Below are 25,302 nucleotides of genomic sequence, written 5' to 3' on the forward strand. Positions count from 1 at the left end.
GAGATGAGTGAAATGGGGGAGAAGCATGCAGTTTTATTATGGCAATCAAATGCCGTTACGTGTTCTTGATGAAGCTGAATTTTGGAAACATCAAGAAGAGGAACATACGGTAGTGATAAGGGAGCTTGTCAAAGATTTAGAGCAGCAATACGTCGAGAGATTGAAAGAATGGGAAATAGCCTTTGCTCAGACACATCAGCAAGTAGTTAGATATATAGAAACTGTCAATCGCTCACAAGGACAAGTTTCCCAAGCATTTTTTCAAGATATTTTGCAGCTTACTTCTTTTTGTCTCCAACAGAGTGAACAATTTATTCAATTTTGTCGTATGCTTATTCAAGACAGTAAACCGATCAGCACCAATCCAACAGCCAAAGTTGTATTAAATCATATTATTGTAGAATCAGAATATTTTATCGGCATCGCACAAACCATTTTATATCAACAATCACTTTAAACATCCATTTCCTTCGATCAAGGTCTTTATCAGATCTTGATCTTTTGTTATGATCATACTAATTTTTAAAAAAGTGTTAGGATTCCAAAGTAATAGAAAATGGGGGAGAAAAAATGGAGCTAAAAAATATAAAAGATACAAAACAACTTAATGAAGAACTAGACGGGCTATCCGAGCTTTTGAAAACGGTCGTTGACGAAGGTGCATCACTAGGATTTTTACCTCCTCTAGCGCAAGAACAAGCACTAACATATTGGCAAACAGTCATAGCACCAGACGTCATTTTGTTTATTGCCAAAATCAATCAAACAGTGGCAGGCAGTATTCAATTGCATTTAATGACAAAGCCGAATGGACGTCATCGAGCTGAAATTTGCAAATTAATGACGCATCCAGACTTTAGACGTCACGGCATTGGGCGCGCTCTGATGCAAATAGCGGAAGAAAGAGCAAAGCAAGAAAACAGGTCTTTAATAGTATTAGATACAAGGGAAGGCGATCCTTCTAATCAATTGTACAAATCCTTAGACTATCAAGAAGTTGGTAAAATACCCGCCTATACTATTTCTTCAAAGGGTGAATTAGAGACAACAGTTATTTATTATAAATTGATTTAGCAATACAAAAAAATCCCAGTATTAAACTGGGAAATTAATGATTCATATCCTTCAGACCAGGGCTGTGTTCATTTGGCATCTCTGGCATGAGTGGTACAGGGAACCCTTCAGGCGGGGGAGTTACATTAAGTTCTCCGCCATTTCTACTTGGCGTTTGTCCTTGGAAGATTTCACCGATACGTGTTGGATCTAATCTGAAGTTAAATTGGGCATTATGATAGCCCATTTCGACGAATTTCCTACATTCGGGATATTTGTTGATATCATAATTCGGCACTGGGAACAGTTTTCCCCAATCAACTCCTAACGTTTCTAATGCTTTGGCAAATGCGTTTTGATGGGCATTATCTCGAACGATTAGAAATGCAAGGGTTTCCCTAAATGTTTGATTTGAACTCATCTCATAAATACGTGTTTTTTGGAGTACACCTGTAGACTCAAGCACTAAATTATCTAATAAATCCGCAATCAAATTTCCATGCGCATACACCCAAGAACCATTCCAAGGATTACCTGCAGCATCTACAGGTAAAGAGGATTGCGCCCCCACAATATAATGATGAGGATTAGCATGTCTAACAGCTTCATCCAAAGGGGCTTGGTCGGCTCCGTTACTACCAGGAGCAGAAGATTCACCTGAATCGTTTAGCAATTGGTTTATTGTATTTTGTACGAGCTCGACGTGGGCAATTTCTTCTAGGAAAACGCCACGAAGTAAATCACGATATTGTGTTTCTTTCCCTCTAAAATTAGAGCTTTGGAAAAAATATTGCATCATGGTTCTCATTTCACCATAATGACCACCTAGTATTTCTTGCATAACACGTGCTGCTTGTGGATCCGGTTTGTCAGGCTTAATAATGTTAATTAATTCTTCTTTATAGTAATACATTTGCATTCCTCGATTCGGGGAAATTCACTTTACTTTTCAGGATAATTGACATGTAATGGCGGTGGTACAAGCCATCCTTTATTTTTGTTTAAACGTAAAAGCTTAGCACCAAGTTGAGCTTTAGCCATGTGGAATTGTCCATACATTAATGCGACATCCTCACGAGTAGACGTACCCATTGCTTGACTACATGCCACTAATCCAGCAGCAACATCAGCAGTAAGAGCTGCACTAATTTCAGGATCGTTAAACTTTGCACCTGGAGGAATATCTTCCAATCTTGCGACAGGTCTTTCAGGTGAAGCTGGTGGTAGAGCTATTCCATTCGTTTTTAGAATTTTTTCTAATTGTTTTACTTCTTCTCTACACGTTTCGATCAAATCTTCAATTATTTTTTTAAGATCTTCATCACCAGCATGATTATAGAACGTTTGATAGCCAGAAATCATACCATAATCTGCAATTAAACTTGACCAAACACTAAATACTTCACCATAATGCAATGGTTCATCTTTTGGATTTCCACCAAGAATACCCATATTCTACACTTCCTTTTCTGGTTTTCACCTTTTTTTCAAACAAAGATAGTATGGATGAATAAAGAATAAACATTCCTTTTAATCAAAAGAATTTAAAGACCTAGCATGATTTTTTGCACTTACGTATAAAAGAAGCCACAGAGAATAAATCTCTGCAGCTCTTTAAGTAGTGAGACACTACGCACTTTTATTGTGGTTGTATATTGTGGTTTTATACATGTGTATCATAATTTAAGCATGATAGTATAAATCACCGCAATAAGGACAATTTATACCTTATTGGAGGTGAGAGTTATGGCGAAAGAAAAGAAAAAGAATGAATTAGAGCAAGAAGAAGTAGCAATGGAATTTAATATTGAAGAACTAGAAGTGAAAGAACAAAAAGAACAAAAGAAAGAACAACAACAATTTAATAAAGAAAAAAAGTAAAACATTAAAAAATATCACAATCAATCAGTTGTGGTATTTTTTTCATTATAAGAAGGTGTATCCTAGTTATTTTAGCGATACATCTTTTTTTGTTTATTTAAGCCGATGAAAATAATTGGAATATTGTGTTAATATATACTTGAATAGCGTGTAGAAGGGGAGGAAGTAGATGAGTGAAAAGCAATTATTTGAACAAATGAAAATGTGGCGTAATTGGACTGTTGAATTTCTACGTACAATTCCCGAGGATATTGTGGACCAAATACCCGATGGCCATACGAACAATATCCGTTGGAACGCAGGTCATTTATTAGTGGGTTGGGATCATAGTATGTTTCCAGCTGTTCATCAAGAAAGACAATTACCTTTATCCTATCATTTAATGTTTCCGAGTGGGAGCAAGCCCGATAATTGGACTGAACAGCCTCCAACGATGGAACAAATAATTACGCTTCTAGAGGAACAACCGCTACTTATTGAACAAGCGTGTAGAGGCCATCTAAATGAACCTCTGAAAGAGCCTTTTTTAGGCATGAAAACCATAGGGGATATGGTCATTTTCCATATGAACCATGAAAGCCACCACATGGGCATCATCAAAAGCATGAAGCAAACGCTCTTGAAGGAAGTATCTTTATAAATAGAAAGGAATCCATTTTGATGTTTCAAAATGGATTCCTGTTTAACTACATCGATATCGTTTTAGTTGCCACAGCTTCTTGAAATGCCTCGTCATGCTCAACAAAAACCATTGTGGGATTAAAACTTTGAATGAGCTCTTCAATTTGCATGCGTGAATAAATATCTATAAAGTTTAAAGGTTCATCCCAAATATAGATATGTGCTTTTTCACACAAACTTTTAGCAATCAAGAGCTTTTTCTTTTGACCACCGGAATAATGAGAAATATCTTTTTCAAATTGAATTCGATCAAAATCCATCTTTCTTAGGATGGATTTAAATAGCGTCTCATCAATATTATGCTCTTCGATGAAGTCCGACAGCATGCCCTTTAAATGCGAAGTATCTTGTTGAACATAGGAAATGATAAGGCCCGATGCTAAATGTATGGAGCCTGTATACTGAATAGGGTCTCCTAGAATTAGTTTAAGGATGCTACTTTTTCCGCTGCCATTCTTTCCATCCAACACAATACGGTCGCCTTGCTCCACCTTGAAGCTAATTGGCTTATTGACAATGTGATCATCATAGTGAATAGATACATCAGCTAAAGTTATTAATTCCTTTGATTGAATGGCCAATGGTTCTAATTTTAGTGCCTCTGTTTTTTCTACATTTTTAAGTAGTTTTGACTTTTCCTCAATGGCTTTTTGTTGTCTAGATTCAATGTTCTTTGCCCGCTTCATCATCTTGGCGGCTTTATGTCCAACAAATCCTTTATCTAGCTTAGACCCGGAATTTGTTGTCCCATTTTTGGAAGCTTCCACTTGATTTGACCAGCCTGAAGTACGCTTCGAAGACTGTTTTAATCGATCTATATCTTTTTGTAGACGTTGATTAGTTGCTTCTTCGTGTTCCTGCTGTCTATCAAAATTCAGCTTCCATGAAGAATAGTTGCCACTTTGAACATCAATATTGGCTCTATTGATGGATAAGATATGGTCTACACAGCCATCTAAAAAGGCTCTATCATGAGAAATTAAAATGAATCCTTTTTTCTTCCGTAAATATTCTGAGACAATCTTTCGTGCATCTGTGTCAAGATGGTTGGTTGGCTCATCAATTAAAAGAAATTGGCCCTCAGTTAAAAATAATGCAGCAAGCAACACCTTCGTCTGCTCTCCGTTTGATAATGTTTTGAACGGTCGGTACATAACCTCAGCATCAACATCCAAATAGGATATTTCACGAAGGCATTCCCAATCTTCAGCCTGTGGGCAAATTTCCTCAAAAATTTCGTGAGTAAATTTGTTCTGATCCGAAACAGGATAGGGGAAGTAAGTAAATTCTACTGATGAAATGATTTTCCCACTATATTCATAATTCCCTAACAAAAGATTAAAGAATGTTGTTTTACCTCGGCCATTTCTACCGATAAACCCAAGTTTCCAATCCGTATCGATTTGGAAATTTACCTCTTCGAAAATATTGTCAAAGCTACTTGGATAAGAAAATGTTAAGTTTTGTACTTGTATCATGGACATGCTAGTTCCTCCTTTGTATAGCAACAGTTTTACTTTTCATACAAAGTCGGTATATCCATCTATTTTAATATTCCTCCGTATAGGCAGATGGATATTAACGACTTATACGGAGTGTTACATGCGTAATAATAGTGTCTGAATCAATCATTTTTTCCCTCTCCTTTTTAGTAGATGAAAGTTACAGAAAAAATTCTAACTATGAGAGCATAAAAAAACCTCCCAATATCAATTGGAAGGATTAGTCTTTTGCTTTAAAAAATTCGTCATCTTACTTGCCATGAACAGATTATGACAAATAAATGGAAACTGATTATTAAAAATGGACAGACTAACCCTATATTTTGTAGTTTGAAGTATTTCATTTCAAATAAAAATATAGATTAGTTCATCATTGTTCATTCATCAGTCCTCTCATAATTGTATTTCCATAGTAACAAATTTTTTCAACGAATACAATCCTGCTTCAACATCCCACAAACTTTTCCCTTCTATCATAATAGGAACAATTAAGTGACTATATCACTTTAAAGTGCGTACTTACCTCCATCGAATACACTTCTTATAATACATTTATGGATCAGTAATACGTCCATAAGCATTAAAAATAACCGCATTTGATCAGAACTACATTTACGATTAACTGAAGGATAGCTGGAGGTAGTGATATGAGTACTTTAAGTATAGATGAAATTTTAAAAGAAGAGGAAACACTTCAATTTTCCACTTTTACAAATGACGATGCCCTGCGTTTAGGCTTATTAATTATAGAAAAAGCGAAGCAAGAAGGGAAATCCATTGCTGTTGATATAACAAAGAATGGTGTTCAATTGTTTCATTATAAAATGACAGGAATGACTGAGGAAAATAGTCAGTGGATTGAGCGAAAAAAGCGGGTTGTTTCGCTGCACAACCACAGCTCGTATTATTTACAGATGCAAAGTGAGTTAAGTGGAATTCCATATCATGAGAAATATTGCTTAGATGCCTCAAAATACGCTGCGTTTGGTGGAGCATATCCTATTCAAATAAAAAACGTTGGGGTTATCGGTATAATAACAGTTTCAGGATTAACCCCTGAGGAAGATCATGACTTAGTCATTAGAGGAATTAAAAATTTGTTAAATGATGAAGTTTAAAGGAGAATCATTATGCCATTAATTGAGGTAAATACATGGCCATCCATGTCAACGGAAGAAAAAAAGGAATTCATTTTTACACTTACTGAACTAACAACAAATTTACTAAAAATTGTTCCAGACAAAATCCAAATATTAATAAAAGAACTTGAAAAAGAAAACTGGGGAAAAGCTGGGGCAGTTGCATCTGATCTTAGCTTTGCCGATAAGAGTAGAGTCATGAATTGGAATACACAAGAGTCTTATCATACACAGGCAAATACAGTAGATGGAATGGCCATCATTACGATTGATATCTGGAATACATTTGATCAAGAAACAAAGGATATATGGGTAAAGCAGCTAACACAAACTACATCTAAATTTACGCACGCACCTTTGGATAAAATACTTATTGTCATCAGAGAAATGATTCCAGGGAATTGGGGGCAAAGTGGAGTAACAGGGGCAGATCCAGATTTTCTTTCCAAAAGTCGAACATATTAAAATTCGTAGAAACAAGTTTCAGAAGGATTTAAAAAGGGGAAAGGAGCAAGAAGTGCTTTATGAGTCAATTTTCCAATTATCATAGTTATAATCGAATGTATAAAGAAGGGGAGTTAACACTAGGTCTCCATATTCCATTAGAAAATTATCGTTTTGGTACGCCTACCATGGAAAAACAGGTGGAGTTATCACAATTAGCCGAGAATTATGGTTTTACTAGCCTATGGTTTCGAGATGTATTATTAGAAGATCCTTCTTTTGGTGATCCAGCAGTAGGTCAAATTTATGATATGTTGATTTATTTAACCTATTTAGCAAGCCAAACAAAGGAAATTGCTTTAGGAACATCAGCTATCGTACTTTCTTTACGTCATCCCTTACGAGTCGCTAAAGAAATAGCAACGATTAATCAGTTATTTCCCGAGCGCCTAATTTTGGGTGTTTCATCTGGAGATCGTAAAGCCGATTTTCATGGTTTAAATGTGAACCATGATGATCGAGGAGAACGTTTTATTGAAGCCTTTCAATATTTAAATCAAGTATTATATGAAAATTTTCCTTCTATTCGTTCTACTTTAGGTGCTATTCAAGGAAGTAATTTAGTTCCAAAACCAACGAAGCGCATTCCAACGATCATAACAGGTTTTGCGCAGCAATCAATGGAATGGTTTGCGAAGAACGGCGATGGTTGGATGTATTATCCACGAAGTCCACACCTTCAAGCAGAGGCTATTCGACAATGGAGAGAGCTTGTGGAACAGTACTGTCCGGGAGTTTTCAAACCATTCACACAGCCCATGCACTTAGATTTAACAGAAGATCCAAATGAAATGCCTACGCCGATTCGTTTAGGATTCCGAGTAGGGCGAAACCGGTTAATCGAACTACTAAATATTTATAAAGAAATTGGTGTCAACCATCTCTTCTTTGCATTATTTGACAGTAAAAGACCTGCAGAAGAAGTGATTCATGAGCTTGGACAAGAGGTATTACCTCATTTTCCGGCAATAAATAGCAACATCTAGAAATACAGAGGAGTGAAAGTGCTGAATTTTGCCTTGTCACTCCTTCTTTACATATTTACTGTTTAAAAGAAGTGGAGAATTCCATACTACTACTTATTCAAATAAAAACGTGCTTAGGAGTGATTACGATGTTTTTAAATTTGAAGGGGAAAACCGCGCTCGTTACAGGTTCTACAGCAGGGATTGGTAAGGCCATTGCAAAATCATTAGTATTAGAAGGCGTTACGGTCATTATTAACGGACGTCATGAAGATAAGGTTCTTCAAACAATAAAAGAACTACAGGAACAGTACCCAGAAGCTAGTCTTCAGCCTTTGATATCTGATTTAGGAACAGCAGAAGGATGCCAAAAGGCAACAGAAGAATACCCAAAAGTAGATATTTTGATCAACAACCTAGGGATTTTTGAGCCAAAAGAATACTTTAACATCTCGGATGAAGAATGGTTGAAGATGTTTGAAGTCAACATTATGAGTGGTGTTCGCCTTACACGATGGTACCTCAATCAAATGATTCAAAAGAGGGAAGGAAGGGTTATTTTTATTGCAAGTGAAGCAGCCATTATGCCATCGCAAGAAATGGCTCATTATAGCGCCACGAAGACGATGCAACTTTCCCTGTCGCGTAGTTTAGCTGAGCTGACGAAAGGAACAAATGTGACGGTCAACACCATAATGCCTGGTTCTACATTTACAGAAGGCGTCGAAACGATGTTGAATACCTTGTATCCTAATGAGCATTTGACGATGGAAGAAGCTGAAATGCGATTTATGAAAGAAAATCGTCCAACCTCTATTATACAGCGACTGATTCGTCCAGAGGAAATTGCTCATTTTGTTACGTTTTTAAGTAGCCCACTGTCTTCTGCTATTAATGGGTCTGCATTGAGAATTGATGGGGGATTAGTACGTAGCGTCTTTTAATAAAAGTATAATAAATAAGGCATTAGGACTTGATTTCCTATGCCTTTATTTATGTATCCCCTAATTAATCTGCAGGTCTTGGCCCTCTATTGTCCTGAGAACTTTCCGAGATCAAAATTGGACGAACTGTAATGTCTCCAATAACACGTATTTGACAAGAAAGCCGCAAGCAATCATCATATAAGTTTTCATCTATATTTTTAATAGCAAAAGCGTTTTTCTCTATTTTCGAAGTATCTTTATACTCTCCAGCTAATACCTCTACTCGACAGGTAGTACATTTTGCTTTTCCTCCACATTGATGCAGAATATTGATACCATTATCTTCAAGAGCTAGAACTAATTTTTTTCCTTCCTCAACCTCAAAGGTTTTCCCTCCAAATACGGTGACAAATGGCATAAATTTTACTCCCTTTCTAATGTAAATCTTAATATAAGTTTGTATGTTATAGGCGAATCTCATACAAAAAATCGTCCATTTGCTAAATATAAACAAATTGGCTTCTTTTAATATTTCGGGAGCTGAATAATCAATAATATTAAAGTTAAAATTAATATTATTGATTATTTTAATTAAAAAATTAAATTTCATTGTTTATTTATTCAATTATTTATTATATAATCAATTTAACTTAAAGGAAGGAGTACACTATGGCTTATCAAGTAATCACAAATTGTCCTGTCTGTAGTAAAACATTGAAAATTACAAAGTTACAGTGTTCTCATTGTCACACAACGATTGAAAATGAGTTTGAATTGTCTAAGCTAGCATCCTTATCTAAGGATCAACTTCATTTTGTGGAAGTATTTTTAACATGTCGAGGGAATATTAAAGAAGTTGAAAAGGAACTAGGGATTTCATATCCAACGGTTCGCGGTAAGTTAACAGAAATTATTTCATCACTTGGCTATAGACAAAAGAAGAAAAATGAAGTAGATGAGAAAAAAATTGTGGCCATGTTGGAAAATGGTGAAATCACAACGGAAGAGGCCATCAAGCTCTTAAAAGAAGAATAAGGAGGAATTGACCATGAAAGAAGAAATTACAAAAGTGTTAACGATGATCCAAGAAGGAAAGATTGATGCAGATAAGGGTTCAGAGCTCATTCAAGTATTACAAGAGAAAGAAGAATCCGGGAATGAATTCGCTGAAAAGCCAACTAAATATTTAGATAAGACTTTAAAAGTACGTGTTGTCTCAACGGAAAATGATAACGTCACGGTCAATTTACCAATCAAACTTGTTAAAGCAGTTTTAATGGCTGGACATAGTATCGCAGCGAGTATTCCACAATCGGAAAAATACGTGAAGGATATCGACATAAACCTTCTCCTTGAAGCAATCGAAAATGAATTAGATGGGCAAATTGTTGATATTAAATCCGCCAACGGGGATTCCGTTTCGGTCTTCATTGAATAGTGGTTAGCTTATGATGCATGTAAAAGTGAAAGCAAAAGACGTTCGGCTTACTGTCCCCATTCCATATGCTTTGATAAACATCGCTCTTGCCATTTTGTCTTCTAAATTGATTCAGCAAAATGTAAACAAATGGACAAAAGAGTACTTCGAAAGGAAAAAAGTTGATTTTGTCTTTCCAATAATCGACAAAGAATCCTTAAAACCTATCGTCAACGAGATGAAAAATTATAAAGGACTTGTACTTGTAGATGTCAAAGCTAAAGATGGCACAGAGGTAAAGGTTAGACTATAATAATTAAACCACTTACTAGTCAAATAGTAGGTGGTTTTTTGTACAAAAGTTTCAAATCAATTATGAAGAAGGAGCTTATTAGCTTTCTATTGAATTAAGTACTATAGAAAATATTGTTTTCTAAAGGAGCTAATGAAGATGAAAAAGGGGTTTGCAGGGATATTCATTGCTTGGATTCTCATAATGGCAACGTCAACTACTAATGCCGCAACAAAAATTCAGCTAAAAGTGGATGATGTTGTAATTGTAACTGATGTAAACCCTGAAATGAAAAATAATCGTATGATGGTACCTTTACGTGTCATTAGTGAAAATTTGGGGGCCAAGGTAGACTGGACCAAATCGCAAGTGACGCTTACAAAAAGCACTATGAAGGTAATCTTAAAACAGAACAGTCGTACAGCTGTGGTAAACGGACAAACGATATTACTTGATACACAGCCTTATGTAAAGAATGGGCGTATCTTTGTTCCATTGCGCTTTCTAGCAGAAACCTTTGGCAGTAAGGTCCATTATAATAATTTAACTGTCAAAGTTGAAACGAAGCCGTTAATTATCGATGGGGTAGAAGTAAAGTCGATACTGCATGAATACCACATGACAATGGGCGGAATTGAGGAGCAATTAAAAGGCAATGCCTATATCGAAGAAATGTACCATCTTTTTGTAAAAAATAAAGGAAGTAAGGTCGAACCACCAGCAGATTTCACGTGGTCTTTTCACAGTGCTATACCTGGGAGCTATTATAAAATAGGACAATATGATTTTTTAAACGAAGAAGGCAACAATATCAAGCGTTTTGATCTCTATTCATTAATTCAAATTTCAGAACAACCATTTCTAGAGAAGCCAGATAGTTTGATTTACAATGCAGCTGAAGATCAATGGTTTTTGTATAATAAAGCAGCCAGTCAATCTATTTACACGTTAATAGACACGGCTAAGAGAAACGGATTTGTGACTATTATTAGTAATACAGTTCCATGAGGCTATTTATTTGACCCTCGATTTGATTAAACAAATGAAGCGTACCTGCTATTTGTAGCCACTCAAAGAGAGTGGTTTTTTTGCATCTCAAAAAGCTAATATCTCATTATGACAATCTTAGAGTACTTAAAATGAAATTCTATTTTATTGTGGGAATAAAGTATATAACTACTTTGTCTGCGTCTTTACTAATAGGCACTTTTTGGTGCTCATATTACTTTAAAGTGCGTACTTTTTTATTTTCTTTAGGTGCCTCATAATCAATATTGCAGATGAAGAAATGACTTTTGATAAGTAATCAGTCATTGATCATACTGGCAATCAACAAAAGAACTAATCTTAGGAGGATTTAATAATATGAGAAATCTATTACAAGGAAAATTAGGTTTTGGTACAGCTCCATTAGGTAATATGTACCGTAATATCCCGGAAGAAGAGGCAATTGCAACTGTAGATGCTGCTTGGGAGAGTGGCATTCGTTACTTTGATACAGCTCCACTTTATGGCTCTGGTTTAGCTGAGATTCGTCTTGGTGAAGCCTTATCAAAAAGAAATCGTGACGAGTACGTTTTAAGCACAAAGGTAGGTAGAATTATTTCGGATGAGTTGGAAGATCCATCTGCACGAGATTTAGGAGAAAAAGGTGGGCTTTTCGAATTCGGACGTAAAAACAAAATTATTAATGATTACAGCGCGGACGCAACCCTTCGCTCAATTGAGGACAGCTTGAAACGTTTACAAACAGACCGTATAGATTTTGTTTATATTCATGATGTAGCGCAAGATTTTTATGGCGATGAGTGGATTTCACAATTTGAAACAGCTCGTACAGGAGCCTTCCGTGTGCTCACGCAATTACGTGAAGAAGGCGTTATTAAAGGGTGGGGACTTGGAGTAAACCGAGTAGAACCAATTGAATTACTACTGGATTTGGAGGAAGTAAAACCAGATGTATCCTTACTAGCTGGTCGTTATACATTATTAGACCACGAACGTGCGCTACAACGAGTAATGCCAACAGCTAAAAAAAATAATATGGACATCGTCGTTGGTGGCCCATATAGTTCAGGTGTTCTTGCAGGAGGCACTCACTTCGAATACCAAAAAGCGTCACCAGAAATTATGGCGAAAGTAGAAAAAATCAAAAGTATTGCAGATCGTCATCAAATCAGCATTAAGTCAGCTGCTTTACAATTTTCATTGGCGAACCCAGCAGTTGCTGCTGTCATTCCTGGCGCAAGTAAACCAGAGCGAATTGCAGAAGATCAAGCTGCATTGAAAACAATTATCCCAGCAGCATTCTGGGAAGAAATGCGCGAACAAAAATTGATCGCACCACATGCACCACTACCAATCGATTTTATATAAAAAGGAGAGTAAAGAAAATGGCAAATACTATTACATCTATTAGAATTTCAGCTTCACCTGAGGAAGTATGGCAATTAATTGGTGGCTTTGACTCGCTTCCAGACTGGTTACCCTATATTCCAAGCAGTAAAGTAACGGAAGGTGGACGTGTACGTCACCTAGCTAACCCTGATGGAGATGCTATTGTAGAGCGTTTAGAAAATTTCAATGACAAGGAACGTTACTACACGTATTCAATTATGAAGGCACCGTTTCCGGTTACTGATTATTTATCTACAATCCAAGTCAAAGAAGATACTGACGGCCAATCATCGTTGGTCGAGTGGTCTGGCAGTTTCACACCTGTGGATGTAAGTGACCAAGAAGCTATTGAGCTATTCCATGGTATCTATCAAGATGGATTAGAAGCATTACAAAAAGCATTCTAAATTGAAGTTTTATAATGAATAAAGAGTGTCTTTAAGTTCAAATTTGACTTTAAGACACTCTTTTTTATTCTAAATCATAATGAATTTTTAAATCGCTAGATTCTAATCGTTTAGCATAAATTGTCGTAACGTGTGTGATGATAATAAATAGTAATGGAAATGTTTTTATAAAAGTTGTTGACATGGAGTTAACTCCAAGAACTACACTTCTTGTGAAAGGAGCATTCATAGCTTTGGTGCGAGAACAACAGCAAAAGAAGCTATGGGAGGCAAGAATTTATCTGGTAAGGTAGCAATCGTAACAGGTGGATATTCAGGTTTAGGGCTCGAAATCACCCGAGTATTTGCAGAAGCTGGGGCAACTGTAATAGTACCCGCAAGAAGAATCGAAAAAGCCAAGGATAATCAATCAGAAAATATACTATTATTGTAATAGCATGTATTTTACTGTAACTAGTAAAAGCATGCTATTTTTGTAGTAAAAAATAAGGAAGTTTCTAACCCAAAGCTTGCTGATGATACACTCGAATTTATGGATGTATTCATAGTTGGGAGTATCCCATTTCTTATCACACTTTATTTTTTACATAAAAAGAATCCAGCCCATCATCATTTCAAGGTAATAGAAAAAGAAACGAATGAGATATAAAAATCAATTAGAGAAAAAGACTTCAATTTAAGTAAACTAACCGAAATTTATCTGACGGCTTTTTACAGATAAACATAATTATTTTACCGTCTATATTAGCGATGTCGGTAGTTAATCCAATCTTAATAGAAGAATAATAAAAGCTAACATGTAAGTGTAGAACAGTGGCAATAGCCGTTGTAGAATGAATTTGTCAATTTAGGGTTAAACAATGTGTTTAATTATGTTGGCTTTGAATTTTTACTTTAGCTATTAAAGTTGAAGAACATCTATACTGTGTTACAAATTTCCTATAAGGAAAGAACATATTTGATGATGCTCACATGTTCTTTCCTTTAAATTACTTAGAGTAATATTAGTCCTCTAATCATTTTACCAGTTGTTCACCAAAACAATTTTCCCAACTGCTTGTCCTGACTCCATGTATTCATGGGCTTTTGAAACTTCATCAAATGTAAAAATACGTGGATCTAGTAGAGGTCGTAGCTTGTCTTCCTCCACCACACTTGCAACCTTCTTTAATATTTCTCCATAATGTTTATGCATGTCTTTATTCACTATTTTTAGTAGCATGAAGGTAACATGTAGAGAAAGGCCCTTCGAATGTACTGGTGTTAGGTCATGAGTTGAACGAGTCGCAATGGCTGTTACAGTTCCATGTACCGCTGCCGCTTCAAAAGAACGGTCAAGATTTTCACCCCCAACTGTGTCAAAGACTAGGTCAAATCCTTTTCCGTCAGTATATTTTTCAACGTATTCCTGAACGGTTTCTTCTGTATAATTAATCGTGATATCTGCACCGAGGCGCTTAGCCATCTCTAACTTTTCTTGTGAAGAGGCAGTTGTATAGACGGTTGCTCCTCCCCACTTGGCGAGTTGAATGGCGATGTGTCCTACACCTCCAGTTGCTCCATGAATTAATACTTCTTGCCCTGGTGTAAGTCTAGCTCGGTTAAATAATGCCTCCCAGGCTGTTATAGAAACAAGTGGCAAAGCCGCAGCTTCTTCCATTGTTAAATTTTTTGGCTTATGAGCGAGTAAGTCAGCATCTGCTAGCATATATTCAACAAGTGCACCGCCACTAGTCCCTTTAAAACCACCCGCACATCCAAACACCTCATCGCCAATGACAAACTTAGTGACTCCCTCGCCTACTGCACATACCAAACCAGCTACATCTCCATGTAATACTGCTGGGAACTCTGGAGCAACTGCTGGAACTGAACCGGCCCGAACCTTTGTATCAATAGGGTTAACACTAGTTGCTTTCACATGGATAAGTACATGTCCCGGCTCTATTTCAGGCTGCTGAATCTCCTTATGTTGAAAGACGGATGGTTTACCAAAAGATTGAATAATTTGTGATTTCACTTTTGTCACTCCTTTAAATAAAGAAAACTAAATACGGTAGAGCTTATTGCATTTATAAGTCTATAAAAATAAGAAAAGAAGGAATATTCTGTTTTTTCCTTGTAATATCTATGATACTTTATATAAAATAAATTTAAAAGCATGTGCACTTTTGTTAATCGCAATAGTGTAGATAAATTAAAAATAATTGCGAAAGGCAAGAAGCAAATTTAGTAGTCTATTTATATGGCTCACTAAAGTACAGATTCGAGTTATCAGACAGAAAGGATTGAAGCAATTTGGAATTACGGCATTTAGAATATTTTTTAATGCTTAGTAAAGAGCTCCATTTTACCAAAGCTGCTGAAAAACTAGGAATTTCTCAACCTACTTTAAGCCATCAAATTAAAATGCTGGAAAAGGAAATTGGGTATTCTTTATTTAACCGCGTTGGGAAGAAGGTTGAACTAACGAAGGTTGGAGAAATCGTCCAACAAGAAGCCCTGAATATTCAAGGCTCTATCTTAAGTATCTCTTCACAAATTACGGCATTATCAAATGTGGAGATTGGTGAATTGAAAATTGCTGTGTTGCCAGGGGAAATAACGGACTTGGTCTCAACTTTATGTATTCAATTTAATCAGCTGTACCCAAATATAAAAGTCATTATTGAAACGACAGATCAAGTAGAAAAAGCCGTTTTACAAAATCAGGCTGACTTTGGTATTGATTTTCATCTAACTCCCAATGACTTGTTACAAGTGACGAAACTATACGATGAAGATTTTTACCTCATTAGTAATCAAAGAAATAAAGAGCAAAACGTATCATTTTCTTCAGTTTTAGATTATCCTCTCATCTTATTTCCAAGTATGCATCAATGTAGAAAATTACTTAATAAGGCCAGCAATGAGGTTGGCAAACCATTAGAGCCAATCGTTGAAACATCAAGTATTCGATCGATCTTAAATTTAGTTCGTCATGGTGTTGGTCGCAGTATAGTCTCTCGAACTTTATACGATTTTTATGAAACGGAGGATTTATTTTTCCAACATATCGAAAAACCATCTTTATCTAGAGCCGTTTACCTCATCATGAAAAAGGACTGTTTTATTAATTATGCAGCACGTGAATATATTAAGCTACTTGTACGTGAAATCGAAAAGCTCCATTTTCACACAGAGAAAGATGCGATAAATTCTTTGAACAGCTATGTATTATAGTTTTTTTCTATCATTATCATAGAAATCATGAGATAGACTAAAGGCTGAGTTCTTTTTACAATATAGACAAGAAGCTCATATATTTGAATATATTGTAAGGTGAGTTTTGATTGGCAATAATGTTATGCATTTTTTATCCCAAATTTACAAAGGAAAAAAGTACTACAAATCTATCATGAGGTGATTGTTAATGCGAAAAGATTTAAGCCAATTTATTAGAAGTACAGCATTTTTGGACAAGGTTGTTTCAGCTGAAGAGGCTGCTTCATGGATTGAAGATGGAATGAACCTTGGAATGAGTGGATTTACTCTATTCGGTGAGCCAAAGGAATTTCCACTTGCACTTTCTAAGCGAGGAAAAAATGAAAACTTTAAAGTTAACTTATATACAGGTGCTTCACTAGGGCCAACTGCAGACCAATCAATGGCCGAGGCAGGTATCATTAACCTGCGTGTTCCTTACCAAGGAAACTCTGTAATGCGTGGTAAAGTTAATAAAGGTGAATTATATTACATTGACCAGCATTTATCACATACTGCGGAAGAAGTTAGAAAAGGAACATTAGGCAAAATTGATTATGCCATTATTGAAGCTGCTGGCATCACTGAAGATGGTTATATCATTCCAACTGGCTCAGTAGGAAATTCACCGATTTTTGTAGAAAAAGCTGAAAACGTTATCATTGAAATTAATACTACTGCGCCTCGAGCATACGAAGGTCTTCATGATATTTTTGTTCAAAAAGAGCAAGGTGAACGTAGAGAAATTCCTATTTATACAGTATCAGATCGGATTGGAGAAATTGGCATCAAGGTCGATCCAGATAAAGTAAAAGGCATTGTTTTATCAGAACAGCCTGATATTCCATCACCTTTATTTGAACCAAATGAAGAAACACAGCAAATTGCCAATCATCTACTAGACTTCTTAGCTAATGAAGTAGCTGAAGGAAAATTGCCAGAATCGTTAGCTCCGTTACAATCTGGCGTAGGTTCAGTTGCGAATGCCGTTTTAAATGGCATGAAAAATTCTCAATTTAAAGATATTGAAGTGTTCTCTGAAGTACTGCAAGATGGTGTCTTTGATTTAATTGATGCTGGTATTGTTAAATTTGCAGCTGGTACAGCCTTCTCCCTTTCGAAGAAGCGTGTTGATTCATTAGCAGAGGATTTAGAAAAATATAAAGATAAAATTATGTTTAGGCCACAAGAAATTTCCAACAATCCAGAAGTTATTCGACGTTTAGGCGTGATTTCTTTTAACACTGCCATTGAAGTAGATATTTACGGTAACGTCAATTCAACACACATTAACGGCACTAAAATTATGAATGGTATTGGTGGGTCAGGGGACTTTGCTCGAAACGCTAGAATTACCATCTTTGTAACGTCTTCACTAGCCAAAGACGGGGCGATTTCGACGATTGTACCTTTCGTATCGCATATTGACCATACAGAGCATGATGTAGATGTTATTGTGACAGAGCAAGGCTATGCTGATCTGCGTGGGCTTCCGCCAGTGAAGAGGGCAGAAAAATTAATCGAAATTGCCCATCCGAAATATCGACCACAATTACGTGCTTACTTTGAAGAAGCAAAAGAGAAAGTGGGGGGACAAACACCACACATTCTTGAAAAAGCTTTCTCATTCCATAAACATTTAAAAGAAAATGGCACAATGCTATTTGAAGAGAATAAAGTAACGAATTAATGTGCGGACAAACACCTTAATGTGGTGAAATATATTTTCAAAGTTACTGTTATTATCAGAAGAAGATTTAATCAAGATAATAATAGGGAAAAGGGGGATGAAAAATGGATGTAAGATACCCAATTGGCAAACTACAGGTTCCTGAAAAAGTAACATTAGAAAATATAGAAGAATGGCTAAAGGATATCGCAACTTACACGACTCGTTTAAGAGAAACTGTAGGCTCTTTAAATGAAGAGGAGTTAAGCAAAACTTATCGTGATGGTAGCTGGACAGTTCGTCAACTTGTTCATCACATTGCAGATTCTCAATTGAATATGTATCAACGTTTGAAGCTAGCTTTAACGGATGAGAATCCAACAGTTCCAGCTTTTGATGAAGAAAAGTGGGCTATTCTACCAGATACCAAGCTTCCTGTAGAAACTTCTATTAAGATGTTAGAAGGAATAAATGAGCGAATCCTATTTCTAGGAAGTACTTTATCTGAGGATCAATTAGATCGAAGCTTTATACACCAAAAAAACGGTAAAATAACAGTTGCCACTAAAGTGGCAAAATTAGCTTGGCATGAAGAGCATCACCTTGCCCATATACAAATCGCATTAGAAAAATAATAGAAGTGGCTTATCGAGTTTCGGTAAGCCACTTATTTAATGAGAACCGGAACAACACGAATATAAATGATTTCTCCTATTATTTCTACCATAGTTTGCGTGACAATGATCGCTGCTACAAGAGTATTTATATTTTCTGGTAAAGCTAGTGCCAGTGGGAGGACAACCAGTGAATTACGAGTTGAACCACTAAAAACTAATGCTCTACCTGATTTACTATCAAGTTTAAACGTTTTTCCAATGAATTTTGAAAGAATCGGCATAATCACCATAAATAGGATATATATTGGGATGACCTTTATGATCCACTCCAAGGAAGCCGATAATTTTCCAATTTGTGATGCGACAACAACAAAAAGAGTTAACGCCATAAAAGGGACGGGCAGCCAGGCGGATAGATGAATTAATTGATCCCCAACTTGCGATTTTTTAGCAAAAAGTTGGAGCGATATCGCAATGACTAAAGGTAGTACAATTAGCACTAAAAATGCCTCTAGGAAAGGTGACGCTTCAACAATTCTGGATGCTTCCTTTCCAAGAAATAACCACAAATATAAAGGTAATAAAAGCATTTGAGTGAAGAAGAGAATAGGTGTTGAGATCAGCATAGCTTTTTCATTCCCACGTCCAAGAGCTGTAAAGACAATCACATAATCAATACAAGGTGTAAGCAACACTAAATAAACCCCAAGCAATAAAGGTGGATGTTCGGGTAATAGCATTGTTAGTAGCCAAACAACGATAGGGACAGCAACATAATTGACCGTTAGAAGTGCCCCAACAAAACGACGATTAGCAAATGATTCCTTCAACGCTGTAAATGGGATTTGAGAAAACATACTAAACATTAAAATAGCAATAACAAATGAAATGGTAACGTCAAGTTGTTCACCCACAAAAGGTGCTAATAATCCTACGCCAGCTGCGATTAACAACACAATTACATACAGGAAAACTTGATTGTTTTCTAATTTTTCTCTTGAAATCATGATAACTCCTATTTCAATCCCTACTTTTAACAAAGTAGAAAGAGCATTCTTTAGATTCAATTCTAATGTACCATATCATGTTTGTTCTAACTAGCTGAAAAAGGGTCGTTAACATCGGAATGGCTCCTAAAGGATACTCAATTTGAGTGTATGTGATAACGTATGGGGGATTATTCATATATTTATGGCGACTATGTCGTTCCAGCATCGGATTAAATTGAAACAATACAATACTTCCAGCTTTTCTCGAATAATGACCTATCATTAAAAATTAATTAAGAGCATCTAAAACAGCTAGAGAAGGTTTTATGAAGGGGGATTAGAATATATGAATGTTATGGAAAAAGAGGATTTAAAAATTTCTATTATCATACCTGCCCATAATGAAGAAAAGTATATTGGAAAATGTTTAGAATCTGTTTCAAGAGCCTCTAAATTATGTAAAAATCAAGTTGAAATCATTGTTGTGTTAAATCGATGTACAGACCGAACGGAAGAAATTGCAAAATCGTATGATTGTATCATTGTAAAGAATAATGATAAAAACCTTTCGAAAATTAGAAACGCAGGTGTTGAAATAGCTAGCGGTGAAATAATCGTAACAATTGATGCAGATACCCAGATGAATGAACATGTGTTGTCTAAGGCACAGGAGAACTTAATTTCAGGGAAATACATTGGCGGCGGGGTTACAGGGAAATTTGAAAGAATGTCTTTAGGAATTTTTGTTTCCACTTTGTTATTAATTGGACCACTATTGTTTAAATATGGAGCCATTTCTGTGGGAATCTTTTGGTGCTATAAAAAGGATTTTCAATCAATCAACGGATTTAATGAAAATATGCTAATGGCAGAAGATGCAGATTTCGCTAAACGATTAAAAGTGTGGGGAAAAAAGAACGGGAAGAAATATGGGACAATTCAAAACGGGATGCTCACTTCTACAAGAAAGTTTGATAAACATGGAGACTGGGTTTTACTGAAACGGCCGAAAATGATCCTAGCCTATCTTAAAGGAACAGACCAGAAATATGCGGATGAAGCCTATTATGAAAATCAAGATAGATAAAAATAAAAGCGGTAATGACTTCATTAAGAAAAGAATTCATTTTGTCTTTCCAAAATTAAATCGAATAAAGAAAAGCATTGAAAAACATTTTATAGTAAATTATTCTAATTACATCAATATTGATCAATCATTTTGAAAGGAATGAATTGATATCTTTGACGTCAATGTATCAATACCAAAAGATAAAAATGAATAATAATCCTATTTCTAACTTTGAGGCTACCATAAAAAAGGAATATGCCAATATAGCAGGTATTGCGATTAGAAAAGATGGTCATTTGATTTATGAGACATATTTTGATGGATACACTAAAGATGATGTATTGCATATAGCCTCTGTAACAAAAAGTATTATATCTATTCTTATTGGTATGGCAATAGACAAAGGATATATTAACAATGTAGAGCAAAAGGTTTTAGAATTTTTTCCAGATTATACAGTGAAGCGTGGCGAAAAAACAATTCAAAAAGTCACGATAAAAGACTTGCTGACTATGACTGCACCGTATAAATACAAGTCAGAGCCCTATACAAAAGTTTACTCAAGTGATGACTGGGTAAAAGCTACATTAGATTTACTTGGAGGCAGAGGACATATTGGGGAGTTTAAATACTCAACCGTTGGCGCACATATTTTATCGGGTGTTCTTACAAATGCTACTGGTCAATCTGTCAAGGACTTCGCTATAGAGAGCTTATTTAAACCTCTCGACATTACAGCTCCTCAACATACGTTTTTACGAAATAAAGAAGAACATTTCGCTTTTCTTAAAGATCAATATGTAACAGGTTGGGTAGTGGATCCTTCAGGTGTAAACACTGCTGGTTGGGGGCTTACTTTAACGCCACGCGATATGGCGAAAATAGGTCAGTTGTATTTAAATAGTGGTGTATGGGGCAACTCGCAAATCCTTTCTTCCAAATGGATAGAGGACAGCACAAAGGAAAAAAGTCGATTCGGAGAGTTGTCATATGGATACATGTGGTGGATAGTTGATGATGATTGCTATGCAGCACTGGGTGACGGAGGAAATGTCATTTTCAACAACCCCAATAAAAAAATGGTCGTTACGATTGCGTCTCGCTTTATACCACGTGCCAAAGATCGAATTGAATTGATTAGAAAGCATATTTTGCCATTGTTTAGTTAGAGCAAGGGATGGCGAAGGTTATAAGAAAAATAAGATATAGAGATCCATTTTTTATTAGCCATCTGAATTTGATCAGATGGCTTTATTTATTTCCCTATTGGTCGCAATAATTCTTAAAACTTGAATCATTGAAGAGACTCAAGTTGATCATTGACTAAGCTTAACTTCCGGTAATTATTGAAAAGACAGATAAATAATAAATTATATTTTGGTTAGTTTAAGATTAGATCAATTAATCAACAAGGAGGGTTTTCGATTGGCTTCTAACAAAAATGATAATAGCCCAAAATTACAAAGAAAATCGAAACCAAAGTTGAAAAAAGAAGAAATTACCGTTGTTGACTCAAAATCTGCACGTAAAGCTGTTGTCGCGACGGCTGTTGGTAATGGAATGGAATGGTTTGATTTTGGGATATACTCTTATCTTGCAGCTACAATTGGACAAGTATTTTTCCCTGAAGTAAGTGGCCCTATGCAATTAGTTTATTCTTTTGCGACATTTGCTGTTGCCTTTATTGCTCGACCTATTGGTGGCATTTTCTTTGGTATGCTTGGGGACCGCCTAGGCCGTAAAAAAGTTTTAGCTATAACCTTAATCATGATGGCTCTAGCCACATTAAGTATTGGCTTGATCCCTAGCTATGCGTCTATTGGCTCTACTGCCACAATTATTTTACTCATTGCTCGCTTAATTCAAGGATTTTCGTCTGGTGGAGAATATTCAGGTGCTATGACGTTTATTGCTGAGTCTACTCCAGATAAGAAAAGAGGATTTATGTCAAGTGGTCTTGAGGTCGGCACCTTAGTTGGCTATATCGCAGGCGCAAGTCTTGTTACGTTACTTACGTTTATGTTAGGGGAGGAAACGATGCTAGCATGGGGTTGGCGAATTCCGTTTCTTTTATCTGCCCCTATTGGTTTAATCGGCTTTTATTTACGGAATAATTTAGAAGAAACGCCTGTTTTTGAAGCGATGCAGGAAAAAAAATCTGACGATGAAGATCATATATCCGTTAAGCACATTTTACAGTTCCACTGGAGAGCAATCCTTATAGGTATGTTTGTTGTATTCTTTTATATCGTTGTAAACTATACCATTTTATCTTATATGCCTTCACACTTAACCGTTGTACTTGGTTATGGAGAAGCAGAAGGACTATTATTAATTGTTATTGCCATGATTATTATGATTCCGATTGTTTTGTTAATGGGGTATTTTAGTGACCGGATTGGAGCAAAAAAGATCATTCAAGGCGGTTTAATTGGTTTGATTATTTTAAGTATCCCTTCGTTTAACTTAATTGGTAGTAATAACTCATTACTTGTCTTTCTAGGATTAATGATTCTTGCGGTATTTTCCTCCTCTTTCCAAGGAACCATGCCTGCATTATTGCCCTCACTATTTTTTACCAAAGTTCGGAATGGGGCATTAGCCATTACATTTAATATTTCTGCCTCCTTATTTGGAGGTACGACACCTTTACTTGTATCATGGTTAATTAGTAAAACACAGAATGAAATGGTACCAGCCTACTATCTAATATTTGCATCTGTTATCGGTATTATTGTTGTAACCATCTTCGTAAAAGAAACTTCAGGAAAAGCTCTTCGAGGTTCACCGCCAGCAGTTGCAGAGAAAGCTGAAATCAAAGAGATTTTAGAAGAACCTGAGGAAGCATTATGGTGGCATGACGAGAGGAAAGAGATTGAAGAACGTATTGAAGATCGTTTGGACATAAAAATAAATGAAGAAGAAAAAAATAATTGACTTTAAAGATAAAAAACCATCATAACCAACATTCTAAAAGATTCCGTGTAGTGTTAAAGCATGGAATCTTTTTATTTTATATATCCTCCAACTAAAATGCGCAATTGCCTCTTGGATGGAATTTATAGTATGCTTAACCAAAAAGGAGGAGATACTAATGGTTAGACAATTGATCATTGGTGACGCTATGTATGAACTAGCTACAACGCGTCGAATTTTAGACTGTTTGCCCGATGAGCATATGGCATGGAGGCCTCATGATAAATCGATGACGCTCGGCGGACTGGCCACCCACTTAATCAACCTGCTGAACTGGCAAGTGGCAATTTTTCAGCACACCGAGTTTGATCTCTCAACGGTGCCGCTTCGTCGAGAGGCATTAGAAAGTCGCTCTGACATTCTAGTTGAGTTTGATGCAAACGTCGGCAAAATAGACAAGCTACTAGCCGATTGTGACGAGAAAACGCTCGGTGAAGAATGGACTCTACGCCATGGCGAGCAAATCATCCGCCGTGAACCACGAGCGCTTGCCTTCCGTACCTTCGGCTTAAGCCATATGATCCATCACCGTGCGCAGCTGGGGGTATACTTACGACTTCTCAACATTCCAGTGCCAGGTATGTACGGCCCTTCTGCAGATGAGGAAGCTCAATAATCTAACAACCTAAAGTGTGAGGACGTATATAAGGTAACTTGGACAAGTATCACGAGTAAACAAAAAATGTTCTAAAAATAAAGCTGTTTTAACTATCTTATTTTCTAGATCAGGTGCTCATTATAAGTGAGCATCTGTTTTTATACTGAATTGCTTACATGTTAGTTATTTTATTAAATCCGTTACAATCTGAACAATTAGCAAAAAAAAGATAATTGGTAATATAAGTTGAACCCACTTTATTTTAATATAAGGAATAATCTTTAAACCTAAGAAAGAGCCAACAATTGAGCCCATTGAAACAGGAATCGCTATGCCCCAATTAACAATGCCAGTAAAGTAATAAAAGAGAAAGGCACCTGTACAGCTTGAAAACGAGATAATTCTTGTTAATTCAACTGCTTTTACATAGTTATATTGTTTTTTCAAGAAATAGGTTATATTCATAAGAGCTGAGCCTGGTCCAAAACCACCGTCATAGATTGAAATCGCAAACGGAATGAGTTTATTAGTCACTTGTTCCTGTGTTTCTTTTATTTCTTTAACAATGAATGTACTACTGCGAATAACAATAATAAATCCCAAAATTAAGCTTATACAAGCTATCACATTCATAATTTGCTCCGATAATAGAAGGGCTAAAAACGCACCAAACACTCCTCCTAAACTCGAAAAAAATAATAAAGACCTGTATTGTTTTAAAGATACCTGTCCTTTTATGACAAACGTAACGACATTGGATAGAGCTGAAATTCCTGTCGCAAATTTATTAACAGCAATCGTGGTATGAATTGGAATGCCAATAAGTAACATCGAAGGCATTAAAATAAAGCCAGCAGCACCAAAAAGAACGCCAATTATTGCCGCAAGTAACCCAATTGTAAATAAAATAAAACCCTTTGCTGATACCCATTCTTGTAATAAAATTTCCACTTAAATCACCTCTATCCTTAAATTAC

Annotated in this window: 29 protein-coding genes; 22 read left to right on the top strand and 7 right to left on the bottom strand. The window is 36.0% G+C overall.

Annotated features, from left to right (window positions below):
• Positions 1 to 25 precede the first annotated feature (25 nt).
• Together OU989_RS11110 and OU989_RS11115 are read left to right on the top strand one after the other, a co-directional pair.
• Positions 26 to 457, top strand: coding sequence for a DUF2935 domain-containing protein (locus OU989_RS11110; RefSeq protein ID WP_274797234.1), 432 nt, complete (start codon positions 26 to 28; stop codon positions 455 to 457).
• 113 nt (positions 458 to 570) lie between these two features.
• Positions 571 to 1,074 (top strand): GNAT family N-acetyltransferase, encoded by a 504-nt coding sequence (locus OU989_RS11115; protein WP_274797236.1) that lies wholly within the window; start codon positions 571 to 573, stop codon positions 1,072 to 1,074.
• A 34-nt stretch (positions 1,075 to 1,108) separates the two neighbouring features.
• Here OU989_RS11115 and OU989_RS11120 read toward each other — a convergent pair whose 3' ends face one another.
• Positions 1,109 to 1,966: a manganese catalase family protein gene (locus tag OU989_RS11120; protein ID WP_274797237.1), complete on the bottom strand. Its 858-nt coding sequence runs from the start codon at positions 1,964 to 1,966 to the stop codon at positions 1,109 to 1,111.
• A gap of 29 nt (positions 1,967 to 1,995) precedes the next feature.
• Positions 1,996 to 2,505 (bottom strand): DUF3231 family protein, encoded by a 510-nt coding sequence (locus OU989_RS11125; RefSeq protein WP_274797238.1) that lies wholly within the window; start codon positions 2,503 to 2,505, stop codon positions 1,996 to 1,998.
• Between the two features lie 294 nt (positions 2,506 to 2,799).
• Between OU989_RS11125 and OU989_RS11130 the strand changes: the two genes are divergently transcribed.
• Positions 2,800 to 2,934, top strand: coding sequence for a hypothetical protein (locus OU989_RS11130; protein ID WP_274797240.1), 135 nt, complete (start codon positions 2,800 to 2,802; stop codon positions 2,932 to 2,934).
• A gap of 169 nt (positions 2,935 to 3,103) precedes the next feature.
• Positions 3,104 to 3,574 (top strand): DinB family protein, encoded by a 471-nt coding sequence (locus tag OU989_RS11135; RefSeq protein ID WP_274797241.1) that lies wholly within the window; start codon positions 3,104 to 3,106, stop codon positions 3,572 to 3,574.
• Between the two features lie 46 nt (positions 3,575 to 3,620).
• Here the strand turns inward: OU989_RS11135 and OU989_RS11140 are convergent, their stop codons facing one another.
• A complete protein-coding gene (locus OU989_RS11140; protein ID WP_274797243.1) occupies positions 3,621 to 5,099 on the bottom strand; it encodes an Lsa family ABC-F type ribosomal protection protein in 1,479 nt (492 codons plus the stop codon).
• A 665-nt stretch (positions 5,100 to 5,764) separates the two neighbouring features.
• Between OU989_RS11140 and OU989_RS11145 the strand changes: the two genes are divergently transcribed.
• The 4 genes from OU989_RS11145 to OU989_RS11160 all read left to right on the top strand — a co-directional run bounded on the left by OU989_RS11145 (position 5,765) and on the right by OU989_RS11160 (position 8,669).
• Positions 5,765 to 6,235 carry a heme-degrading domain-containing protein gene (locus tag OU989_RS11145; RefSeq protein ID WP_274797244.1) on the top strand — a complete coding sequence of 157 codons (471 nt, stop codon included), beginning with the start codon at positions 5,765 to 5,767 and terminating at the stop codon, positions 6,233 to 6,235.
• A gap of 12 nt (positions 6,236 to 6,247) precedes the next feature.
• Positions 6,248 to 6,721 (top strand): tautomerase family protein, encoded by a 474-nt coding sequence (locus OU989_RS11150; RefSeq protein ID WP_274797245.1) that lies wholly within the window; start codon positions 6,248 to 6,250, stop codon positions 6,719 to 6,721.
• 59 nt (positions 6,722 to 6,780) lie between these two features.
• Entirely contained in the window at positions 6,781 to 7,746 is a 966-nt protein-coding gene (locus OU989_RS11155) for an LLM class oxidoreductase (protein WP_274797246.1), read from the top strand.
• A gap of 128 nt (positions 7,747 to 7,874) precedes the next feature.
• Positions 7,875 to 8,669: an SDR family NAD(P)-dependent oxidoreductase gene (locus OU989_RS11160; RefSeq protein ID WP_274797247.1), complete on the top strand. Its 795-nt coding sequence runs from the start codon at positions 7,875 to 7,877 to the stop codon at positions 8,667 to 8,669.
• 64 nt (positions 8,670 to 8,733) lie between these two features.
• On the opposite strand, the gene OU989_RS11165 is transcribed toward OU989_RS11160, so the two are convergent.
• Positions 8,734 to 9,069, bottom strand: a complete 336-nt coding sequence (locus OU989_RS11165) for a 2Fe-2S iron-sulfur cluster-binding protein (RefSeq protein ID WP_274797323.1) — start codon at positions 9,067 to 9,069, stop codon at positions 8,734 to 8,736.
• Positions 9,070 to 9,320: 251 nt separating this feature from the next.
• On the opposite strand from OU989_RS11165, the gene OU989_RS11170 reads away from it, so the two are divergent.
• The 7 genes from OU989_RS11170 (at position 9,321) to OU989_RS11200 (ending at position 13,597) form a co-directional block, all read left to right on the top strand.
• Positions 9,321 to 9,686: a DUF2089 domain-containing protein gene (locus tag OU989_RS11170; RefSeq protein ID WP_274793125.1), complete on the top strand. Its 366-nt coding sequence runs from the start codon at positions 9,321 to 9,323 to the stop codon at positions 9,684 to 9,686.
• A gap of 13 nt (positions 9,687 to 9,699) precedes the next feature.
• Positions 9,700 to 10,089 carry an SHOCT-like domain-containing protein gene (locus OU989_RS11175; RefSeq protein ID WP_274793126.1) on the top strand — a complete coding sequence of 130 codons (390 nt, stop codon included), beginning with the start codon at positions 9,700 to 9,702 and terminating at the stop codon, positions 10,087 to 10,089.
• A 10-nt stretch (positions 10,090 to 10,099) separates the two neighbouring features.
• On the top strand, positions 10,100 to 10,381 hold the full coding sequence (locus tag OU989_RS11180; RefSeq protein ID WP_274793127.1) for a hypothetical protein: 282 nt from the start codon (positions 10,100 to 10,102) through the stop codon (positions 10,379 to 10,381).
• A gap of 138 nt (positions 10,382 to 10,519) precedes the next feature.
• Positions 10,520 to 11,368, top strand: coding sequence for a copper amine oxidase N-terminal domain-containing protein (locus OU989_RS11185; RefSeq protein ID WP_274793128.1), 849 nt, complete (start codon positions 10,520 to 10,522; stop codon positions 11,366 to 11,368).
• A 357-nt stretch (positions 11,369 to 11,725) separates the two neighbouring features.
• Positions 11,726 to 12,736 (top strand): aldo/keto reductase, encoded by a 1,011-nt coding sequence (locus OU989_RS11190; protein WP_274793129.1) that lies wholly within the window; start codon positions 11,726 to 11,728, stop codon positions 12,734 to 12,736.
• 17 nt (positions 12,737 to 12,753) lie between these two features.
• Positions 12,754 to 13,164, top strand: a complete 411-nt coding sequence (locus OU989_RS11195; protein ID WP_274793130.1) for an SRPBCC family protein — start codon at positions 12,754 to 12,756, stop codon at positions 13,162 to 13,164.
• A gap of 262 nt (positions 13,165 to 13,426) precedes the next feature.
• Positions 13,427 to 13,597 carry an SDR family NAD(P)-dependent oxidoreductase gene (locus OU989_RS11200; protein WP_313470415.1) on the top strand — a complete coding sequence of 57 codons (171 nt, stop codon included), beginning with the start codon at positions 13,427 to 13,429 and terminating at the stop codon, positions 13,595 to 13,597.
• Positions 13,598 to 14,185: 588 nt separating this feature from the next.
• Here OU989_RS11200 and OU989_RS11205 read toward each other — a convergent pair.
• The gene (locus OU989_RS11205; protein WP_274793131.1) at positions 14,186 to 15,184 is read right to left on the bottom strand and encodes a zinc-dependent alcohol dehydrogenase family protein; all 999 of its coding nucleotides are present in this window, start codon (positions 15,182 to 15,184) and stop codon (positions 14,186 to 14,188) included.
• Between the two features lie 278 nt (positions 15,185 to 15,462).
• Here OU989_RS11205 and OU989_RS11210 point away from each other — a divergent pair, with 278 nt between their 5' ends.
• From OU989_RS11210 to OU989_RS11220, 3 genes are all read left to right on the top strand, one after another.
• Positions 15,463 to 16,386: a LysR family transcriptional regulator gene (locus OU989_RS11210; RefSeq protein ID WP_274793132.1), complete on the top strand. Its 924-nt coding sequence runs from the start codon at positions 15,463 to 15,465 to the stop codon at positions 16,384 to 16,386.
• Between the two features lie 190 nt (positions 16,387 to 16,576).
• Positions 16,577 to 18,097: a succinyl-CoA:acetate CoA-transferase ScpC gene (locus tag OU989_RS11215; protein WP_274793133.1), complete on the top strand. Its 1,521-nt coding sequence runs from the start codon at positions 16,577 to 16,579 to the stop codon at positions 18,095 to 18,097.
• 104 nt (positions 18,098 to 18,201) lie between these two features.
• Positions 18,202 to 18,711 (top strand): YfiT family bacillithiol transferase, encoded by a 510-nt coding sequence (locus OU989_RS11220; RefSeq protein ID WP_274793134.1) that lies wholly within the window; start codon positions 18,202 to 18,204, stop codon positions 18,709 to 18,711.
• A 32-nt stretch (positions 18,712 to 18,743) separates the two neighbouring features.
• Here the strand turns inward: OU989_RS11220 and OU989_RS11225 are convergent, their stop codons facing one another.
• Positions 18,744 to 19,700: an arsenic resistance protein gene (locus OU989_RS11225; RefSeq protein ID WP_274793135.1), complete on the bottom strand. Its 957-nt coding sequence runs from the start codon at positions 19,698 to 19,700 to the stop codon at positions 18,744 to 18,746.
• Positions 19,701 to 20,028: 328 nt separating this feature from the next.
• On the opposite strand from OU989_RS11225, the gene OU989_RS11230 reads away from it, so the two are divergent.
• The 4 genes from OU989_RS11230 to OU989_RS11245 all read left to right on the top strand — a co-directional run bounded on the left by OU989_RS11230 (position 20,029) and on the right by OU989_RS11245 (position 24,343).
• Positions 20,029 to 20,769, top strand: coding sequence for a glycosyltransferase (locus OU989_RS11230; protein WP_274793136.1), 741 nt, complete (start codon positions 20,029 to 20,031; stop codon positions 20,767 to 20,769).
• A 188-nt stretch (positions 20,770 to 20,957) separates the two neighbouring features.
• Entirely contained in the window at positions 20,958 to 21,920 is a 963-nt protein-coding gene (locus tag OU989_RS11235) for a serine hydrolase domain-containing protein (protein ID WP_404809739.1), read from the top strand.
• Between the two features lie 256 nt (positions 21,921 to 22,176).
• The gene (locus OU989_RS11240; protein ID WP_274793137.1) at positions 22,177 to 23,688 is read left to right on the top strand and encodes an MFS transporter; all 1,512 of its coding nucleotides are present in this window, start codon (positions 22,177 to 22,179) and stop codon (positions 23,686 to 23,688) included.
• 157 nt (positions 23,689 to 23,845) lie between these two features.
• Positions 23,846 to 24,343, top strand: coding sequence for a DinB family protein (locus OU989_RS11245; protein WP_274793138.1), 498 nt, complete (start codon positions 23,846 to 23,848; stop codon positions 24,341 to 24,343).
• Between the two features lie 165 nt (positions 24,344 to 24,508).
• On the opposite strand, the gene OU989_RS11250 is transcribed toward OU989_RS11245, so the two are convergent.
• Complete coding sequence (locus tag OU989_RS11250) at positions 24,509 to 25,276, bottom strand: sulfite exporter TauE/SafE family protein (RefSeq protein ID WP_274793139.1); 768 nt, start codon at positions 25,274 to 25,276, stop codon at positions 24,509 to 24,511.
• Positions 25,277 to 25,302 lie beyond the last annotated feature (26 nt).

Origin of the sequence: Lysinibacillus irui (assembly GCF_028877475.1) — a bacterium.
Taxonomy (GTDB): domain Bacteria; phylum Bacillota; class Bacilli; order Bacillales_A; family Planococcaceae; genus Lysinibacillus; species Lysinibacillus irui.

Excerpts from the sequence above, each read along its gene's own strand:
- OU989_RS11245 (WP_274793138.1), top strand. The coding sequence starts at position 23,846 with ATGGTTAGACAATTGATCATTGGTGACGCTATGTATGAACTAGCTACA.
- OU989_RS11165 (WP_274797323.1), bottom strand. The coding sequence starts at position 9,069 with ATGCCATTTGTCACCGTATTTGGAGGGAAAACCTTTGAGGTTGAGGAA.
- OU989_RS11200 (WP_313470415.1), top strand. The coding sequence starts at position 13,427 with ATGGGAGGCAAGAATTTATCTGGTAAGGTAGCAATCGTAACAGGTGGA.
- OU989_RS11115 (WP_274797236.1), top strand. The coding sequence starts at position 571 with ATGGAGCTAAAAAATATAAAAGATACAAAACAACTTAATGAAGAACTA.
- OU989_RS11235 (WP_404809739.1), top strand. The coding sequence starts at position 20,958 with ATGAATAATAATCCTATTTCTAACTTTGAGGCTACCATAAAAAAGGAA.
- OU989_RS11120 (WP_274797237.1), bottom strand. The coding sequence starts at position 1,966 with ATGTATTACTATAAAGAAGAATTAATTAACATTATTAAGCCTGACAAA.
- OU989_RS11220 (WP_274793134.1), top strand. The coding sequence starts at position 18,202 with ATGGATGTAAGATACCCAATTGGCAAACTACAGGTTCCTGAAAAAGTA.
- OU989_RS11215 (WP_274793133.1), top strand. The coding sequence starts at position 16,577 with ATGCGAAAAGATTTAAGCCAATTTATTAGAAGTACAGCATTTTTGGAC.
- OU989_RS11185 (WP_274793128.1), top strand. The coding sequence starts at position 10,520 with ATGAAAAAGGGGTTTGCAGGGATATTCATTGCTTGGATTCTCATAATG.
- OU989_RS11190 (WP_274793129.1), top strand. The coding sequence starts at position 11,726 with ATGAGAAATCTATTACAAGGAAAATTAGGTTTTGGTACAGCTCCATTA.
- OU989_RS11130 (WP_274797240.1), top strand. The coding sequence starts at position 2,800 with ATGGCGAAAGAAAAGAAAAAGAATGAATTAGAGCAAGAAGAAGTAGCA.
- OU989_RS11155 (WP_274797246.1), top strand. The coding sequence starts at position 6,781 with ATGAGTCAATTTTCCAATTATCATAGTTATAATCGAATGTATAAAGAA.
- OU989_RS11195 (WP_274793130.1), top strand. The coding sequence starts at position 12,754 with ATGGCAAATACTATTACATCTATTAGAATTTCAGCTTCACCTGAGGAA.
- OU989_RS11230 (WP_274793136.1), top strand. The coding sequence starts at position 20,029 with ATGAATGTTATGGAAAAAGAGGATTTAAAAATTTCTATTATCATACCT.
- OU989_RS11180 (WP_274793127.1), top strand. The coding sequence starts at position 10,100 with ATGATGCATGTAAAAGTGAAAGCAAAAGACGTTCGGCTTACTGTCCCC.
- OU989_RS11145 (WP_274797244.1), top strand. The coding sequence starts at position 5,765 with ATGAGTACTTTAAGTATAGATGAAATTTTAAAAGAAGAGGAAACACTT.
- OU989_RS11110 (WP_274797234.1), top strand. The coding sequence starts at position 26 with ATGCAGTTTTATTATGGCAATCAAATGCCGTTACGTGTTCTTGATGAA.
- OU989_RS11150 (WP_274797245.1), top strand. The coding sequence starts at position 6,248 with ATGCCATTAATTGAGGTAAATACATGGCCATCCATGTCAACGGAAGAA.
- OU989_RS11225 (WP_274793135.1), bottom strand. The coding sequence starts at position 19,700 with ATGATTTCAAGAGAAAAATTAGAAAACAATCAAGTTTTCCTGTATGTA.
- OU989_RS11170 (WP_274793125.1), top strand. The coding sequence starts at position 9,321 with ATGGCTTATCAAGTAATCACAAATTGTCCTGTCTGTAGTAAAACATTG.
- OU989_RS11135 (WP_274797241.1), top strand. The coding sequence starts at position 3,104 with ATGAGTGAAAAGCAATTATTTGAACAAATGAAAATGTGGCGTAATTGG.
- OU989_RS11175 (WP_274793126.1), top strand. The coding sequence starts at position 9,700 with ATGAAAGAAGAAATTACAAAAGTGTTAACGATGATCCAAGAAGGAAAG.
- OU989_RS11125 (WP_274797238.1), bottom strand. The coding sequence starts at position 2,505 with ATGGGTATTCTTGGTGGAAATCCAAAAGATGAACCATTGCATTATGGT.
- OU989_RS11140 (WP_274797243.1), bottom strand. The coding sequence starts at position 5,099 with ATGTCCATGATACAAGTACAAAACTTAACATTTTCTTATCCAAGTAGC.
- OU989_RS11160 (WP_274797247.1), top strand. The coding sequence starts at position 7,875 with ATGTTTTTAAATTTGAAGGGGAAAACCGCGCTCGTTACAGGTTCTACA.